The 16,043-nt window shown below is 63.8% G+C and carries 14 protein-coding genes; 5 read left to right on the plus strand and 9 right to left on the minus strand.

Annotation, left to right across the window (positions count from 1 at the left end; translation table 11 throughout):
- Nucleotides 1-133: 133 nt before the first annotated feature.
- The 5 genes from R0J92_RS10480 (at nt 134) to R0J92_RS10500 (ending at nt 4,459) form a co-directional block, all read left to right on the plus strand.
- Nucleotides 134-1,150, plus strand: a complete 1,017-nt coding sequence (locus R0J92_RS10480; protein WP_106163882.1) for a sugar ABC transporter substrate-binding protein — start codon at nt 134-136, stop codon at nt 1,148-1,150.
- A gap of 143 nt (nt 1,151-1,293) precedes the next feature.
- Nucleotides 1,294-2,355 carry an ABC transporter permease gene (locus R0J92_RS10485; RefSeq protein ID WP_317385367.1) on the plus strand — a complete coding sequence of 354 codons (1,062 nt, stop codon included), beginning with the start codon at nt 1,294-1,296 and terminating at the stop codon, nt 2,353-2,355.
- Complete coding sequence (locus R0J92_RS10490) at nt 2,355-3,131, plus strand: ATP-binding cassette domain-containing protein (protein ID WP_106163880.1); 777 nt, start codon at nt 2,355-2,357, stop codon at nt 3,129-3,131. The genes R0J92_RS10485 and R0J92_RS10490 overlap by 1 nt, the downstream gene beginning before the upstream one ends.
- Nucleotides 3,131-3,754, plus strand: coding sequence for a nucleoside triphosphate hydrolase (locus R0J92_RS10495; RefSeq protein ID WP_411051761.1), 624 nt, complete (start codon nt 3,131-3,133; stop codon nt 3,752-3,754). The genes R0J92_RS10490 and R0J92_RS10495 overlap by 1 nt, the downstream gene beginning before the upstream one ends.
- A 39-nt stretch (nt 3,755-3,793) precedes the next feature.
- Nucleotides 3,794-4,459 carry a D-lyxose/D-mannose family sugar isomerase gene (locus tag R0J92_RS10500; protein WP_411051636.1) on the plus strand — a complete coding sequence of 222 codons (666 nt, stop codon included), beginning with the start codon at nt 3,794-3,796 and terminating at the stop codon, nt 4,457-4,459.
- Nucleotides 4,460-4,558: 99 nt separating this feature from the next.
- Here the strand turns inward: R0J92_RS10500 and R0J92_RS10505 are convergent, their stop codons facing one another.
- The 9 genes from R0J92_RS10505 to zwf all read right to left on the minus strand — a co-directional run bounded on the left by R0J92_RS10505 (nt 4,559) and on the right by zwf (nt 16,037).
- Nucleotides 4,559-5,110, minus strand: a complete 552-nt coding sequence (locus R0J92_RS10505) for an AAA family ATPase (RefSeq protein ID WP_106163877.1) — start codon at nt 5,108-5,110, stop codon at nt 4,559-4,561.
- A 218-nt stretch (nt 5,111-5,328) separates the two neighbouring features.
- The gene (locus R0J92_RS10510; RefSeq protein ID WP_411051637.1) at nt 5,329-6,204 is read right to left on the minus strand and encodes an NAD(P)H-binding protein; all 876 of its coding nucleotides are present in this window, start codon (nt 6,202-6,204) and stop codon (nt 5,329-5,331) included.
- 206 nt (nt 6,205-6,410) lie between these two features.
- Nucleotides 6,411-8,600, minus strand: a complete 2,190-nt coding sequence (locus R0J92_RS10515) for a molybdopterin cofactor-binding domain-containing protein (RefSeq protein WP_411051638.1) — start codon at nt 8,598-8,600, stop codon at nt 6,411-6,413.
- 4 nt (nt 8,601-8,604) lie between these two features.
- The gene (locus R0J92_RS10520; protein ID WP_106163874.1) at nt 8,605-9,069 is read right to left on the minus strand and encodes a (2Fe-2S)-binding protein; all 465 of its coding nucleotides are present in this window, start codon (nt 9,067-9,069) and stop codon (nt 8,605-8,607) included.
- A gap of 340 nt (nt 9,070-9,409) precedes the next feature.
- Nucleotides 9,410-10,441, minus strand: coding sequence for a helix-turn-helix domain-containing protein (locus R0J92_RS10525; protein WP_411051639.1), 1,032 nt, complete (start codon nt 10,439-10,441; stop codon nt 9,410-9,412).
- A 309-nt stretch (nt 10,442-10,750) separates the two neighbouring features.
- On the minus strand, nt 10,751-11,725 hold the full coding sequence (locus R0J92_RS10530) for an alpha/beta hydrolase family protein (protein WP_411051640.1): 975 nt from the start codon (nt 11,723-11,725) through the stop codon (nt 10,751-10,753).
- Between the two features lie 342 nt (nt 11,726-12,067).
- Nucleotides 12,068-12,718 carry a bifunctional 4-hydroxy-2-oxoglutarate aldolase/2-dehydro-3-deoxy-phosphogluconate aldolase gene (gene eda, locus R0J92_RS10535; RefSeq protein ID WP_411051641.1) on the minus strand — a complete coding sequence of 217 codons (651 nt, stop codon included), beginning with the start codon at nt 12,716-12,718 and terminating at the stop codon, nt 12,068-12,070.
- A gap of 3 nt (nt 12,719-12,721) precedes the next feature.
- Nucleotides 12,722-14,533 (minus strand): phosphogluconate dehydratase, encoded by a 1,812-nt coding sequence (gene edd / locus R0J92_RS10540; protein WP_411051642.1) that lies wholly within the window; start codon nt 14,531-14,533, stop codon nt 12,722-12,724.
- Between the two features lie 52 nt (nt 14,534-14,585).
- The gene (gene zwf, locus R0J92_RS10545; protein ID WP_106163869.1) at nt 14,586-16,037 is read right to left on the minus strand and encodes a glucose-6-phosphate dehydrogenase; all 1,452 of its coding nucleotides are present in this window, start codon (nt 16,035-16,037) and stop codon (nt 14,586-14,588) included.
- Between the last annotated feature and the right edge of the window lie 6 nt (nt 16,038-16,043).

The raw sequence follows: 16,043 nt of genomic DNA on the forward strand, positions 1-16,043 counted from the left end.
TTAATAAATCAAGTTGAATTATTTATTGACAGTGGCGAGGAATCGCGGCTTTCATGCGGGCAGGCGACGCACCCGCCAAGGGAGAACAGGGTGGGGCGAAGCGACATGAAATACGCGTTTCTGGGAGGAGACCATGAAGAAACTTCTGCTGACCACCATCGCTGGTGTGGGCCTGATTGCAGGTGCCGCACAGGCCGATGACAAGGTGACCGCCTGCCTGATCACCAAAACCGACACCAACCCCTTCTTCGTGAAGATGAAGGAAGGCGCCACCGCCAAGGCCGAAGAGCTTGGCATGGAGCTCAAGTCCTTTGCCGGCAAGATCGACGGCGATCATGAAACGCAAGTCGCGGCGATTGAGACCTGCATCGCGGATGGGGCCAAGGGCATCCTGCTCACCGCGTCCGATACCTCGTCCATCGTGCCCGCAGTGCAGCAGGCGCGCGACGCGGGCCTTGTGGTGATTGCGCTGGACACGCCGCTCAGCCCGATCGACGCGGCGGATGCGACCTTTGCGACTGACAACTTCCTCGCCGGTGAGCTGATCGGCCAATGGGCTGCCGCTGCACTGGGTGAGGACGCAGCCGACGCCAAAATCGGCATGCTCGATCTGGCGGTCAGCCAGCCCACCGTTGGCGTGCTGCGCGATCAGGGGTTCCTTCAGGGCTTTGGCATCGACCTTGGTGATCCCAACAAATGGGGCGATGAGGACGACGCGCGCATCATCGGCAATGACGTGACAGCCGGGAATGAAGAGGGCGGTCGCAGGGCGATGGAGAACCTGCTCGCCAAGGATCCGATGATCAATGTGGTCTATACCATCAACGAACCCGCTGCCGCCGGTGCCTATGAGGCACTGAAATCCATCGGACGTGAGAATGACGTTCTGATCGTCTCTGTCGATGGTGGCTGCCCCGGCGTGCAGAACGTCAAGGACGGCGTGATCGGCGCGACGTCGCAGCAGTACCCTTTGATGATGGCGTCCCTCGGTGTTGAGGCCATCAAGAAATGGGCCGACGAAGGCGTGAAGCCTGAACCGACACCGGGCAAGGATTTCTTTGACACCGGCGTTGCGCTGGTGACCGACAAACCCGTGGATGGCGTTGACAGCATCGACACCGAAGAGGGCACCAACCTCTGCTGGGGTTGAGCTGACACGGAGGGGACGTATGCGCCCCCTCTCTCCACACACAATACCAATGGGGTGGACATGCTTGCCCGCCCCATTGGCCTCTCGGACCACAAGAGAAAGTACACCAACCCCGCTGACATCGGGTGATTTGGAGGAGCATCATGTCTACCCCGCAGAGCTATGAAGCCGCTGTCACCGGAAGCCCGGATCAGGTGGCAGAGTTCGATCAGGGCCATCAGAGTTTCATCCAGCGGCTCCAACACGCGCTGCATGTGACGCCCTCGCTGGTGCCGCTGATCGTGCTGATCCTGTCCATCGTGACCTTTGGTGTGCTGCTGGGGTCGAAATTCTTCTCTCCCTTCGCGCTGACCCTGATCCTGCAGCAGGTGGCCATCGTTGGCATCGTGGCCAGCGCGCAATCGCTGGTGATCCTGACGGCGGGCATCGATCTTTCAGTGGGCGCGATCATGGTGCTGAGTTCGGTGGTCATGGGCCAGTTCACCTTCCGCTACGGGCTGCCGCCGGCGCTCGGGGTGGCTTGCGGGCTGATGTGCGGCGCCGCCTGCGGTTTTGTGAATGGCTGGCTGGTCGCACGGATGAAGCTGCCGCCCTTCATCGTGACCCTCGGTATGTGGCAAATCGTGCTGGCAGGCAATTTCCTCTATTCCGCCAATGAAACCATTCGCAGCCAGGAAATATCCGCCGAGGCACCTTTCCTGCAGTTCTTTGGCGAGAAGTTCAAAATCGGCGGTGCGGTCTTCACCTATGGCGTGCTGTTCATGGTGCTCTTGGTGCTGATCCTCGCCTATGTGCTGCGCCACACCGCTTGGGGGCGACACGTCTATGCGGTGGGCGATGACAAGGAGGCGGCGGAGCTGTCCGGCGTCAACACCGACAAGGTACTGATCTCGGTCTACATGCTGTCAGGCCTGATCTGCGCCTTTGCCGGCTGGGCCCTGATCGGGCGCATCGGCTCGGTCTCGCCCACCTCCGGCCAGCTCGCCAATATCGAGAGCATCACCGCGGTGGTGATCGGGGGCATTTCGCTCTTTGGCGGACGCGGCTCGGTGTTGGGCACCTTCTTCGGCGCGTTGATCGTCGGGGTCTTCACCCTCGGGTTGCGGCTGCTGGGGGCGGACGCGCAATGGACCTATCTGCTCATCGGTGTGCTCATCATCGCTGCCGTCGCAGTGGACCAGTGGATCAGAAAGGTATCGGTGTAATGGAACCCATTCTCAAAGGCCGCGGCCTGGTGAAACGCTACGGGCGCGTGACGGCCCTCGATCACTGTGATTTTGAGCTGATGCCGGGGGAGATCCTGGCGGTGATCGGTGACAACGGCGCTGGCAAATCCACCCTGATCAAGGCCCTGTCGGGGGCGGTGATCCCGGACGAGGGCACGGTGGAGCTGGACGGCAAGCCGATCAATTTCCACTCGCCCATCGACGCACGCGAAGCGGGGATCGAGACAGTTTATCAGACCCTCGCCATGTCTCCGGCGCTGTCGATCGCCGACAATATGTTCATGGGGCGCGAACTGCGCAAACCGGGCTGGCGCGGGCAGGTTCTGCGGCAGCTGGACCGGGCTCGCATGGAAACGATGGCGCGGGAAAAGCTCAACGATCTCGGGCTGATGACGATCCAGAACATCAATCAGGCGGTGGAAACCCTGTCCGGTGGCCAGCGTCAGGGCGTCGCCGTGGCCCGCGCGGCGGCCTTTGGCTCCAAGGTCATCATTCTGGATGAGCCGACGGCGGCGCTTGGCGTCAAGGAAAGCCGCCGGGTTCTGGAGCTTATTCAGGACGTGAAGTCGCGCGGCATTCCGATCATCCTGATCAGTCACAACATGCCGCATGTGTTTGAGGTCGCCGACCGCATCCATGTGCATCGACTGGGCAAGCGGCTCTGCGTGATTGACCCAAAACAGCATGAGATGTCCGATGCGGTGGCCTATATGACCGGCGCCAAGGAGCCAGAGCAGGAAATGTCGGTGGCGTGATGCTGCGACGGATGGAAGAGCTGTGTGATGCGGTGCTTGCCCGGCTGGACCTGTCGGGCGGGGGGCGTCGACTGGTTGCCCTGTCCGGTGCGCCGGGCAGCGGTAAATCGACCCTTTCGGAGCCGCTGGCGGCCATGCTGACAGAGCGCGGCGTCCGGTCTGAGGTCGTGCCGATGGACGGGTTCCACTTGGACAATCGCTTGCTGGAACCACGCGGATTGATGCCGCGAAAGGGCGCGCCGGAGACATTCGATCTGGGCGGTTTTAAGCGGCTCTGCCATGCGCTGCGCGCGGATGATGAGGTGATCTACCCGCTGTTCGACCGCAGTCGCGATCTTGCCATCGCCGGTGCGGCGCATGTGGGGCAGGACTGCAGCGTGGCGGTCATCGAAGGCAACTACCTGTTGTTTGACGAACCCGGCTGGCGCGATCTGGCGGATCTGTGGGACGTATCGATCCGACTGGATGTTCCGCTTGCGGATCTGGAGGCGCGGCTGGTGCAGCGCTGGTTGACCCATGGCCTTGATCAGGCCGCGGCAGAGGCGCGGGCGCGGGGCAATGATCTTGCCAATGCTGAGCGCATCGCGAGCGCCAGACTGCCCGCCGATCTGACATGGCGTTGAGGCGGGGCGTAGCAAAAATGACGATCAAGGAGACCGGGCATGAAACGCTCTGAGGTAAACGATATTCTGGACCGCAGTTGGTCCTTCATCAAAAGTCACGGCATGCATCTTCCGCCCTTCGCCCATTGGACGCCGGAGCAAATGCGCGCTCCGGAGGCTGCAGATATCCGCACTCGTGGCCTTGGCTGGGATATCACGGACTACGGGCAGGGTCGGTTTGACGAGCTGGGTCTGTTCCTGTTCACCACCCGCAACGGCAGCCACGCCGATCTGAGCGCCGGACGAGGGATGCTCTATGCGGAGAAGGTCATGATCTCACGCCGCGATCAGCTGTCGCCGATGCATCGTCACGACATCAAGGCCGAGGACATCATCAACCGCGGTGGCGGCACCTTGGTGATTGAGCTGTTCGCGCCGGATGCAGAAGGCGGCATTGACCGTTCGGCCGATGTGACTGTGCCTACGGATGGGATTGCGCGGACGCTGCCTGCCGGTGGCAAGCTGATGCTGCAACCGGGGGAGAGCGTCACCCTCATGCCCGGCATCTGGCATGCCTTCTGGGCGGAAGGGGGCGATTGTCTGATCGGCGAGGTCTCGACCGTCAATGATGACCGGACCGATAATGTGTTCGAGATGAAGATCGGTCGCTTCAGCGATATTGACGAGGATGTCGCACCGTCTCATCTGCTGGTGTCGGACTACTGATCCGCGCGCCGGGTGATGGCGGTTTGCGGCCTTCATCATGGGCAATCTAGGTGCAATATCTCGGGGCTTTCCGTGCCATGCAGCGCGCAGACTGCGCAGCTATCCCGTCTGTATGCCGCCTGTGGGAGTTCCACCGGTCTGGTTTGCCGACAGGCTGTCGAGGAACCTGTCGACGTCGCGCAGGGTGTGCAGAACATGTACGGATTTCTCCGCCCGGGCCTGCGTAATCAGACGTCTGATCTGGTCGCGCGAGGACCGGCGGGTGCGCCAGATAAAACGATAGAACTCCAAGCTGAACCGCTCCGGGCAGCCTTCGGGCATGTCGGGACGGCTGCGCCCCCAGTAGAACAGCGAACGCCGGATCACCCGCCAGATCCGCCGCCCCAGCGGCACATCAAGCCAGATCACCGTATCGGCCCGCGCCAGTCGCTCGGCCCAAGTGGCGGAATGGCCACCCTCGAAGATCCATTGAGCGCGCGCGTGGACCTCTGCGCAAAGGCGGTTTTTTTCGTCGCGCGGACGCTCGACCCAGCCCGGGGACCAGTGGATATGATCGATGTGAAAGACCGGCAGTCCGGTGCGGGCGCCGAGCTTTTGCGCCAAGGTGGATTTGCCGGAGCCCGGCTGTCCAAGGATCATCACCCGTTGCATCGCGACCTCCCGGTGTCCGCAGCTGTGCAAATTCAAGGCGACGACGGCTACCACCACAGGTTGCGCAATACAAGAATTGTTTCCGGACGATAGGTCAACTCTCCTGACGCAATGTTTCGCGCGCGAAACAATAGGTCAGGAGGTGTGATCTATCATACTGATTTTGTTAATCTTTAATGACGGTTCGTGATGTGGGCGTCCGGCGCAACGGCTACGGTTCAGCCGGTGGGGAAGGTCTGGCTCAGGTCCCTGTGCTGCGGCGTCCAGCCGGTGGCCTCGATTAGGCGTCTGGCCGAAAGCCGTTGATCCAGCATCGGCCCGTCGGCCCAGTCCCCCTCGCGGGCGAGCACCTCGGCGCGGGGACGGCAGGTCAGCTGGCCGTCATGCCCGGATGCGCGGGCGAGGGTCGCGGCGATCCGACCAATCTCGACTCCGGTCTGGGCGACGGCATTGAAGTGACCGGTGAGGCCCTGCATTTCTGCCAACAGCTGGTAGGCAAGAGCGAGGTCATCGCGATGGACCAGTGGCCAGCGGATGTCGGGGTGGCCGCGGATCTCGATGGGGCGGTGGGCACGGATGTCGGCAAGCATGTCATCAAACACGCCGCCGCCCGCGTGATAGACCATGGCGGGGTGGATCACCGCTGTGGAGAGGCCGGGGCATCGCATCAGCAGATCAGCGTGGTCGAGCATCCAGGCAAAGGCGGGGATCGGGGCAAATCCGGATGCTTCGTCGACGATCCGCCCGCCTGTGTCACCATAGAGCCAGCAGCCCCCGGTATAGACCACCCGCAGCGGGCTGTTGCGGGTCGCGCCCACCTCGAGAAGCGCATCCACCACCGCGCGGTCGGCCTCTGCCATGTCGGTGTCGAAGGTGGCGGCGGCCTGGATCACCGCGTCCTGATCTCTCAGCGCATGGGCCCAGCCCCGGGGTGCGCGCATGTCGCCGCGTTGGACGGCGGCGCCCCGTCGCGCCACGGCAGAGGCGCTGTGGTCGGAGCGGCAGAGGGCGGTGACCTGATGGCCCGCTGCCACGAGGGTGCCGAGGATTGCGCTGCCGATGGAGCCGGTGGCGCCGAGAAGGAAAATTCGCATGTGCATGGTCTCCGATAATTGCGGTCGGAGACCTTTGTCGCGGCTCAACCATGGTTGAGGGCAAGTGGTTTTTCAAACAGGTGCGATGACAGCGGCAACGTTCGGTGCAACGGCAGGCGCAAACGCAGGACAGCCGGCGCATAAAAAGGGGCGCCCGAAGGCGCCCCTCTGCTGTCATTGCAAAGTCCTGACTACCGCAGGCGGGATCAGGCGAAGTAGACGCCGGCCTCGGCCATCGGCAGCTCCGCCACCAGCTCGCTGTCCTCGGTCAGGGCGGCAATGGCATTGGCCAGAGCCGGGGCGGAGGGCGGTGTGCCCGGCTCGCCGATGCCGGTGGGGGCGACGGTCGAGGGCATGATATGGGTCTCGATCATCTTGATGTCCGAGATCCGCAGCGGCTCGTAGTCGGGGAAGTTCGACTGCTCCACCGCGCCATCGGACAGGGTGATCTGGTCGCGCATGGCGTGCCCGATGCCATAGCCGATACCGCCCTCGATCTGGGCCGTGATGACATCCGGGTTGATGGCGATGCCGCAGTCGACCGCCGCCGTGACCTTTTCGATCACGATGCCATCGTCGATGTTGCCTGAAATCTCCACCACCTCCGCGACGTAGGAGCCGAAGGATTTATGCACCGCGATGCCCTGAGTGCGGCCCGCAGGTGCCTTGCCCCAACCGGCCTTGTCGGCGGCCAGTCTCAGCACGCCAGCCTTGCGGGTCTGGTCGGCCTCATCGCCGGTCAGATGCGCCAGGCGGAACTCCACCGGGTCGCGACCTGCGGCGCGGGCGGCCATGTCCATCATGGTCTCCATCACATAGGCCGTGTGGGTGTGTCCGACCGAGCGCCACCACAGCACCGAGGTTGCCTTTTGCGTGTCGGTGAGGCCGACGGCCATGCCCGGGATCTGGTAGGGGCTGTCGCCGATGCCTTCGACGGAGGAGTGGTCGATGCCGTCATGCACCATCATCGGCTCGAACGGGGTGCCCTTGGCGATGGATTGCCCGGCAACCTGATGCTCCCAGCCGGCGATCGTGCCATCGGCGTTGAGGCCCACGCGCACCCTGTGGCCGACGGCGGGACGGTAGTAGCCGCCGCGGATGTCGTCCTCGCGGGTCCAGACCAGCTTCACCGGGCGGGTGCGGTCGGTCATCACAAAGGCGAGGCCTGCCTCCACCTGATAATCCGCATCCGGCGTTGCCCGGCGACCGAAAGAACCACCCGCCAGCATGGTCTTGATGTGGATCTTCTCGGGCGGCAGCTCAAAGATCTGCTGATAGGCCATATGCGGCCCGGTCGGCATCTGCGCGCCGTCATGCAGCACGATGTCACCCTCGGCGGTCTGCTCGATGGTGCAGTTCAGCGGCTCCATCGGGGCATGGGCCAGAAGCGGGAAGTAGAAGGTCTTCTCCACCACCGTGTCGGCGCCATCAACGGCGGATTTCACCGCTGCACGCTCGGCCTTGTTGACGTTGTAGGTGGGCTCTGCGTCAAGGGCGGCCATGATTTCATCGCGGATCTCATCGCTGGAGCGGGTTTCTGCCGCGGCCATGTCCCATTCGACCTCCAGCGCCTCGCGCGCCTGGATCGCCGCCCAGGTGTTTTCCGCATAGACCGCGACGCCGTGTTTGGTGGGCAGGATCTGGGCCATGATGAAGCCCTTGACGTCCTTCGCGGCGCTGTCGTCGAAGGAGACCACAAGCCCGCCACGCTGGGGTGTGCGCTTGATCATGGTGACCATCTGGTTCGGCAGCTGCACATCCATGGCGAATTGCGCCTGACCGTTGACCTTGGCCGGGCTGTCGAGGCGGCGGGTCTTGGGGTTGCCGATGATCTTCCACTCCGACGGATCGCGCAGGCGCGGCGCTTCGGGCGGTGTCATCTCGGCTGCGGCGGCGACAAAATCGCCGAGCGGCGCGCTGTTGCCCGCACCGGTCACCTGACCGTCGATGATGTCGAGCGCAGTGGCCTCAACACCCCAGGCCTGTGCGGCGGCGGCGATCAGCATTTCGCGGGCGGTGGCGCCGGCGGTGCGATACTGCTCCCAGGAATTGGCGATGGCGGTGGAGCCGCCAGTGCCCTGAAAGGCGCCGAAGAACAGGTTGTTGTAGACCGCCGGATCCGACGGTGCGAACTCAAAGCCGATCTGCTCCATCGTCACGCCGACTTCCTCGGCGATGATGGTGCTGAGGCCGGTGGCGGGGCCCTGACCCATCTCAAAGTGCTTGATGATGGCGATCACCTGACCACTGGCATCGATCTTCACAAAGGGGGTCAGCATGGCGTCGGCGCTCTGGCCTGCGGCCATGGCGCCCTTGGCGGTGGCGCCGACGAACAGGACGGCACCGGCGGCGGCAGCGGATTTCAGGAACCCGCGACGGGAGGTGTTCAGTGTCATGATCTCAGGCCTCCATGATTTCGGACGCGCGCAGCACGGCGGCGCGGATGCGTTGGTAGGTGGCGCAGCGGCAGGCGTTGCCCCACATGTAGCTGTCGACGTCTTCGGCGGTGGGCTTGGGCGTTTCGCGCAGCAGGCCGACGGCGGACATGATCTGGCCGGATTGGCAATAGCCGCATTGCACCACGTCAAGCTCGGTCCAGGCCTGTTGGACAGCGGCGCCGATCTTGTCGTCCTGGATCGCTTCGATGGTGGTGATCTCGGCGTTCTCGATGTCATCGACATAGGTCTGGCAGGAGCGCACCGGCTCGCCATCCAGATGCACGGTACAGGCGCCGCAGGAGGCCACGCCGCAGCCGAATTTGGTTCCGGTCATCTTGAGGTCATCGCGGATCACCCAGAGTAGGGGGGTGCCCGGTTCGGCATCGACGGTCTTGGTCTCGCCGTTGATCTTGAGGGTAAAGCTCATGGCTTGCGGTCTCCTGTTGGGGTGGCGGCCCGCATGCGTGCGGCGGGCCAGTGCCTGCAGGTCAAGGTGGGCGGATCGGGTTGGGGCCGGTCAGCCGTCTGGTGACTTCTCAATAAATAGGGTGCGGTGCGAGGGGTTCAAAAACAATTGGTGCCAAACTTCATGCAGATGTGGCTAGAGGGGTTTCGCGTCAGGCGTTGCCTGACGCGACCAGCGGGGGCGCGGGCTCTGCGAGCCCGCGCCCCCGCCCGGCCCAACCGACGTGGCTGCATCTGTGATGCGGCGACGTTGGGCGGGAGAGCCCCCGGTCGTCTGGTGAAACGGGCCGATGCGGGTGGCCTCAGAGCGAGGTTATCAGATCGCCGGCGGCCAGTCGGGCGCGGGCCTGCAGCGGTGTCAGCCCGGTCCAGTTGCGAAAGGCCCGGTAGAAGGAATTCGGGTCGCTATAGGCCAGGAGATAGGAGATCTCCTCGACGCTGATGTCGTCTTGGCGCAGGTAGTGCAGCGCCAGCTCGGTGCGTGTCTCGTCAAGGACCGACTGGAAGGTCACGCCCTCCTGCGCGAGGTGACGGTAGAGCGTGCGTTTCGACATCACCACCTGACGGCAGACCGAATCTGCGGTGGAATGGCCCGAGGGCAGCAGTTCCAGCAGCGCCGACTTCACCCGCGCCGAGGTCGGTTGACTGGCGCGCCAGTCCAGCATCTGGCGGCGCAGCTCTTTCTCGAAGGCGGGCCAGACCTCGGTGGCCTCGGAAATCAGCCTGCGGGTGCTGTCCTCGGCTGACAGCAGAAAGCTGAGGCTTTTGCCCATGGTGATCCGGCAGCCGACCTCGGCTTCCAGATCCGCCAGATCAAGGTCCAGCGCCAACACCGAGGCCGGAAGCGTGACCGTGATCGGCACTACGTGATGCGCCGTGCAGGCGCGGATCACCTCCAGGAAGAACACCAGCTCAAAGACCGACGTTGCTGCCGGGATCGGACAGTCCGGCAGGGTCGAGGTGATGATCACTCGGGTGCGCCCCTCCATCCGGGCACAGGTGATCTGCACCGGGGCGACCAGCGGCTTGAAAACGTTGAGCCTCTCCAGCCCGGTCACCACGTCGGGGCTACAGGAAAACGCCAGAAGCGCTGGTTTGAACGGCGTGCGCGCGGACGTCTTGGCCAGATAAAACGCCCGCTCCAACGAGCCGGCTTCGGCAAAGGTTGCCTCCCAGAGGGCAAAGATCTGGTGGCCCGAGACACCACGTTCCTCATGCGCCAGCATCTCGACCGGCAGACCGGCGCGGCGCATGATGTGTTCCGGCTCCACCTGCAGCACGGCGCAACACCCTTTCAGTGTTTTGACAAAGGGGAAACGCTCTGCTTGCGCCATGGGGACCTCATGTTCCGGGTTGGCCTGTGGGGGCAGGGAAAGGATACCAGTAGATCGGCACATTTCGTCGCAGTGCAAGGGGCGAGGCGGCGGATTCGCGGCAGTGGCACGATTTGCAGGTGGCTTGGCACGATTTATTCAGGGCACGGGGCCGGGTCACGCGCGCGTGCCGTCAAGGCTGAGACGTGTTTGCCAAGGCATCAGGGGATGGCCTGGCATGATGTGACCGCATCGAACCCTTGTGTCCGAAGCGGTCATGCGCAGAGCGTGCAGCCCGCGGCGGGTCGGATCCCGGCGGGCCCAAAGCTTCTACTTCGCACCAAGGAAGGTGCTGATCTTTGCGGCAATGGCTTTGTGGACCGCCAAACGGTTTGCCTGCGGTCCGGCGCATAATGTGTCGTCACCGCCATCCTCGCGTAGAATATCTGCCCCAGCTTTGGTGCAAACGGAAAACGCGTCCGGGGCTGTGGCATCGGAAGACACAACAGAGGCGTCTTGTCCTGCTGCTTTTGACGACAGCCCCTCGCTGCCAAATGACATCAGAAGGAATGGAGGGTTTGCCGAAGAGGCATCTGGATCAAATGCGGTCAAGTATTCGGGGGCCAGCGCCACAGCAGAGGTGATGCGGGCGTCGCTCAAGGGCTGTTCCAATGGGGTCACATCTGTTTTGGACAGATCAACACCCTGACCCGCGTACCAGTCGCAATCCCGATTTCCGGCGTCTCTCCGCGCGCAGGATTGCCTATAGTGATCGGCATTAAATGCGTGGCCTGCCACCAGAAGCGCCGCCGTGCCGCCCAATGCAAATCCGACAGCAGAAATCTCGGTGTGATCAATGTGATCGCCCCAGACCGGGCTGCTCAGCATATGGTCTACGGCACGGGTTATGTCTTGGGGGCGCTGCCAGATTTCCCCGGTCGCGGCGGGTCCGTTTTGGGGGCGCGGCGAGTTTACTTCGACCACGATAGACCCGGCCTGTGCCAATGCCGCACTGAGCCATGCGCCTGTATCCACAGCCGAGCGCAAACCACCATGAGATACGATGATCAACGGATGTCGAGAGGTGGGAGTTGAAGCATCAACTGAGGCGGGTGTTCCGACGAAAACTGCATTGCCGCCGATCTTCGCCGAAGCCGTCTCGTCAGAAGGGTACCATACTGACAGTGTAAGTTGGCGGTCGTTTAGAGTTGTGTCTTTGAGGCGCGTGTAACCGGGGGCGGCATCCGCGAACAATGGTGTCGTGATCGCTACAAGCGCGATGGCAAAGGACTGAATGAATTTCATCTGGATCTCCACAAAACTGAGCGGGATAGAAGCTGATTCCACTCTGGCTGGCAATGACAGGGTTGTCCGCCAAGCCGCTTTCCTTGACGCTGGTGCCGATGGCAGTTTGCGTCATTGGTCAGCCGCCTGGCGGCAATCTCCGGGATGCAAATGGCAACGTGGTCCAAGCCTGTCAGTCCGTGTCATTGTTGCCGTATCGGCGCGGGATAGTGTGGCAGTGAATGATGCGGCACCTGCGCGAGACATGACAAAACGCCCGCTCTCGGTACAGAGAGCGGGCGTTTCAGAGCTGTATGCAGGCGGCGATCCTTGGCCCGCCGTCAGCCTCGCGTCAGTCGGCTATCAGCCGCGCGGCAGCTGGCTGGCTCCACGGGCCAGCTCCTCGATCGCCTTCCAGTCGCCGGCCTCGATCAGCTTTGCGGGTGCAACCCAGCTGCCGCCAGCGCAGACCACATTCGACAGGCTCAGGTAGCTGTCGGCGTTTTGCGGGCTGACACCGCCGGTGGGGCAGAAAGAGATCTGCGGTAGCGGCGCGCCGATGGCTTTTAGTGCCGGGGCACCACCGGAGGCCTCGGCGGGGAAGAACTTCAGCATGTCATAGCCCCGCTCCAGCAGCGCCATGGCCTCAGATGCGGTGGCAGCCCCCGGCAGCATCGGCAGGTCGGCGGCCAGTGCGGCATCCAGCAACAGAGGAGTGGAGCCCGGCGAGACGCCGAACTTGGCACCCGCCGCCACGGCGGCGCTCACGTCGGCAGGGGTCACCAGCGTACCGGCGCCGACCACACCGCCCTCAACCTGCGCCATCTCGCGGATCACGTCGAGTGCTGCGGGCGTGCGCAGGGTCACCTCCAGAGCGGGCAGGCCACCGGCGACCAGCGCCTCGGCGAGGGGGCGGGCGTGGGCGACGTCATGCACCACCAGGACGGGCACGATGGGGGCCAGCGCACAGATCTCGCGCGCCAGTTTGCTGGCGTCTTGCGGGGTAAGGGCCATGGGTCAGACTCCAAATACGGTTGCGCCGGTGTCGGCGGAGGTGACGGAATTGCGGAACAGGGCGAAGAGTTCGCGGCCCGTTCCGTGCTGATAGGAAGACAGATCGGCGGTGACGGCGGGGCGGTCGAGCACCCCTTCGCTCAGCACCTGCAGATCGCCGGTGAGGGCATCCACCCGCACCACATCGCCATCCTGCAGTTTGGCGATGGGGCCGCCGTCAAGGGCTTCGGGCACCACATGGATCGCCGAGGGCACCTTGCCGGAGGCGCCGGACATGCGTCCGTCGGTGACCAGCGCCACCTTCTGGCCACGGCCCTGCATGATCGACAGGAAGGGCGTCATGGAATGCAGCTCGGGCATGCCATTGGCCTTGGGGCCCTGGAAGCGCACCACGATGACCACGTCGCCGTCGTTGAGTTCGCCCGCCTTGAATGCGGCCTTGGCCTCATCCTGATCGTGGAAGACCCGCACCGGGGCTTCGACCACGCGGTGTTCCTCGGCGACGGCGGAGATCTTCATCACCCCAGTGCCGAGGTTGCCGCTGAGACGCGACAGCCCGCCAGTGGGCTGGAAGGGATCGGAGGCCGGGCGGACGATCTTGTCATTCAGCGTCTCGGTGCTGCCCTTGCGCCAGGTGAGGGCGCCCGCGTCGAGGAAGGGCTCCATCAGATAGGCGCAGAGACCTTCGCCTGCGACGGTCTTGGTATCGGGATGCAGATAGCCCGCATCCAGCAGCTGGCCGATCATGTAGCCCAGGCCGCCTGCGGCGTGGAAGTGGTTCACATCCGCCAGCCCGTTGGGATAGACCCGCGCGATCAGCGGCACCACGTCGGAGATTTCGGAGAAATCCTGCCAGTCGAGGATGATGCCGCCCGCGCGCGCCATGGCGATCAGGTGGATCAGCAGGTTGGTGGAACCGCCGGTGGCCATAAGCCCGACCATGCCGTTCACGAAAGCCTTCTCATCCAGGATGTCGCAGGTCGGCGTATAGGCATTGCCAAGCGCCGAGAGCGACAGCGCGCGTTTGGCGCCTTCGCGGGTCAGCGCATCGCGCAGTTCGGTGCCGGGATTGATAAAGGAGGAGCCGGGCAGGTGCAGGCCCATGAACTCCATCAGCATCTGGTTGGTGTTGGCGGTGCCATAAAACGTACAGGTGCCGGGGCCGTGATAGGCGGCCATCTCGGCTTTCAGCAGCTCATCCCGGCCAATCTCGCCCTTGGCGAATTTCTGGCGGATCTGGGCCTTTTCATCGTTTGAGAGGCCGGAGGTCATCGGCCCGGCGGGCAGGAACACTGCGGGCAGATGGCCAAAGGCCTGCGCGCCGATCACCAGACCCGGCACGATCTTGTCGCAGACCCCGAGGAAGACGGCGGCGTCAAAGACGTTGTGGCTGAGGGCGATGCCCACCGACATGGCGATGCTGTCGCGGGAGAAGAGCGACAGCTCCATACCCGCCTCGCCCTGGGTGATCCCGTCGCACATGGCCGGAACGCCGCCCGCCACCTGCGCGGTGCCGCCCGCCTCGCGCACGGCTTCGCGGATCAGCATCGGGTAGGTTTCAAACGGCTGATGCGCCGAGAGCATGTCGTTATAGGCCGTGACAATACCGAGGTGACCGCCGCTGCCGGTGGCCAGCGTGTCCTGATCCTCGCCCGTGGCGGCATAGGCATGGGCCTGACCAGAGCAGCTGAGGTGCGCGCGCGCGGGGCCTTTGGAGGCGGCGGCGCGCATCCGGGCCAGATAGGCCTCGCGGGTGGGGCGGCTGCGTTCAATAATCCGGTCGGTGACGGCGGCGAGTGTAGCGTGGAGCGACATTGGCGTGCCTCCTTATGGTGTCGAAACGGGATGGGATGGGTCAAAGCTGAGGTCATGCGCCGATGGGACGCCAGCGGCGGCCATCGCGATGCAGGAGCAGGAGCGCGTCTTCGGGGCCGGAGCCGCCCTGATCGTAGGGTTGCGGCGCGCGGGTGGAATTGTCCCAGGCCCCGACGATGGGATCGGCCCAGGCCCAGGCGGCCTCGACCTCGTCGCCGCGCATGAACAGGGTCTGGTTGCCGCGGATCACATCCATGATCAGCCGCTCATAAGCGTCCTGTGGGCGTCCCGCCTCGGGCAGGCTGTCGGCAAAGGTCATGTCCAGATCCGCCGAGGTCAGGCGCATACCACCGGGGCCGGGATCCTTGATGGTGGTCTTGAGCGTGATGCCCTCGTCCGGCTGCAGGCGAATGACCAGCATGTTGCCGTCGATGGCGTTGTCCTCGCCAAAGATGTTGTGCGGCGGCTTGCGGAAGTAGACCGCGATCTCCGACACCCGCTCGCGCAGGCATTTGCCGGTGCGAAGGTAGAAGGGCGTGCCGGCCCACCGCCAGTTGGCCACCTCGACCTTCATCGCGACAAAGCTCTCGGTGCGGCTGGCGGCATCACCCGCATGATCGCGGTAGCTGTCGTCGCCCGCCTTGGCGCGGTACTGGCCGCGCACGATATTGTCCATCGGCGTGGCCTCGAGGCTCTCGATGACCTTGAGTTTTTCGTTGCGCACGGCGTTGGGTTCAAAGGTCGAGGGCGGCTCCATCGCAGTCAGGCACAGAAGCTGCATCAGGTGGTTCTGCACCATGTCCCGCATCGCGCCGGATTTGTCGTAGTACTCACCACGCCCCGCCACCGAGATGCTCTCGGAGACGGTGATCTGCACATGGTCGATGTGATGCGAGTTCCACTGCGGTTCAAACAGCGAGTTGGCAAAGCGCAGCGCCATCAGGTTCTGCACCGTTTCTTTGCCCAAGTAGTGGTCGATCCGGTAGATCTGGCTTTCCTCGAAATGCTCGCGCAGGGCGGCATTCAGCGCCTGCGCCGAGGCGAGGTCATGTCCAAAGGGTTTTTCCACCACGATGCGGCTGTCGTCATCGGCAACACCTGTGGCCTTCAGCCGTCCGGCGATGTCACCAAACAGCGAGGGCGCCACTGAAAGGTAGAAGGCCCGCACCACGCCGTCGCGCAGCTTTGCGCCGAGGTCGGACCAGCCGCCATCGCCCTTGGCATCCACCGAGGCATAGTCCAGCAGCGCCAGGAACCGTTCCACATCCGGCTCCGCATCGGCGGGGATGTCGCCGAATTCCTTCAGCGCGTCGCCCACGAGCGTCTGGAATTCGCCCTGATCCATCTTGGAGCGTGACGCCCCGATGATGCGGCTGGCCTCGTCGAACTGGCCGATCTGGAAACGGTGGAACAGGCTGGGCAGGATCTTGCGCCGTGCCAGGTCGCCGGTGGCGCCGAACAGGACAAAGTCGAAACTGTCTACGGGGATGACGCGGGATACCATGAATGT

The organism is Tritonibacter sp. SIMBA_163 (assembly GCF_046535935.1).
Classification (GTDB): Bacteria; Pseudomonadota; Alphaproteobacteria; order Rhodobacterales; family Rhodobacteraceae; genus Epibacterium; species Epibacterium scottomollicae.

Excerpts from the sequence above, each read along its gene's own strand:
- R0J92_RS10480 (WP_106163882.1), top strand. The coding sequence starts at position 134 with ATGAAGAAACTTCTGCTGACCACCATCGCTGGTGTGGGCCTGATTGCA.
- R0J92_RS10525 (WP_411051639.1), bottom strand. The coding sequence starts at position 10,441 with ATGGCGCAAGCAGAGCGTTTCCCCTTTGTCAAAACACTGAAAGGGTGT.
- R0J92_RS10500 (WP_411051636.1), top strand. The coding sequence starts at position 3,794 with ATGAAACGCTCTGAGGTAAACGATATTCTGGACCGCAGTTGGTCCTTC.
- R0J92_RS10505 (WP_106163877.1), bottom strand. The coding sequence starts at position 5,110 with ATGCAACGGGTGATGATCCTTGGACAGCCGGGCTCCGGCAAATCCACC.
- eda (WP_411051641.1), bottom strand. The coding sequence starts at position 12,718 with ATGGCCCTTACCCCGCAAGACGCCAGCAAACTGGCGCGCGAGATCTGT.
- R0J92_RS10530 (WP_411051640.1), bottom strand. The coding sequence starts at position 11,725 with ATGAAATTCATTCAGTCCTTTGCCATCGCGCTTGTAGCGATCACGACA.
- zwf (WP_106163869.1), bottom strand. The coding sequence starts at position 16,037 with ATGGTATCCCGCGTCATCCCCGTAGACAGTTTCGACTTTGTCCTGTTC.
- R0J92_RS10520 (WP_106163874.1), bottom strand. The coding sequence starts at position 9,069 with ATGAGCTTTACCCTCAAGATCAACGGCGAGACCAAGACCGTCGATGCC.
- R0J92_RS10485 (WP_317385367.1), top strand. The coding sequence starts at position 1,294 with ATGTCTACCCCGCAGAGCTATGAAGCCGCTGTCACCGGAAGCCCGGAT.
- edd (WP_411051642.1), bottom strand. The coding sequence starts at position 14,533 with ATGTCGCTCCACGCTACACTCGCCGCCGTCACCGACCGGATTATTGAA.
- R0J92_RS10495 (WP_411051761.1), top strand. The coding sequence starts at position 3,131 with ATGCTGCGACGGATGGAAGAGCTGTGTGATGCGGTGCTTGCCCGGCTG.
- R0J92_RS10515 (WP_411051638.1), bottom strand. The coding sequence starts at position 8,600 with ATGACACTGAACACCTCCCGTCGCGGGTTCCTGAAATCCGCTGCCGCC.
- R0J92_RS10490 (WP_106163880.1), top strand. The coding sequence starts at position 2,355 with ATGGAACCCATTCTCAAAGGCCGCGGCCTGGTGAAACGCTACGGGCGC.
- R0J92_RS10510 (WP_411051637.1), bottom strand. The coding sequence starts at position 6,204 with ATGCGAATTTTCCTTCTCGGCGCCACCGGCTCCATCGGCAGCGCAATC.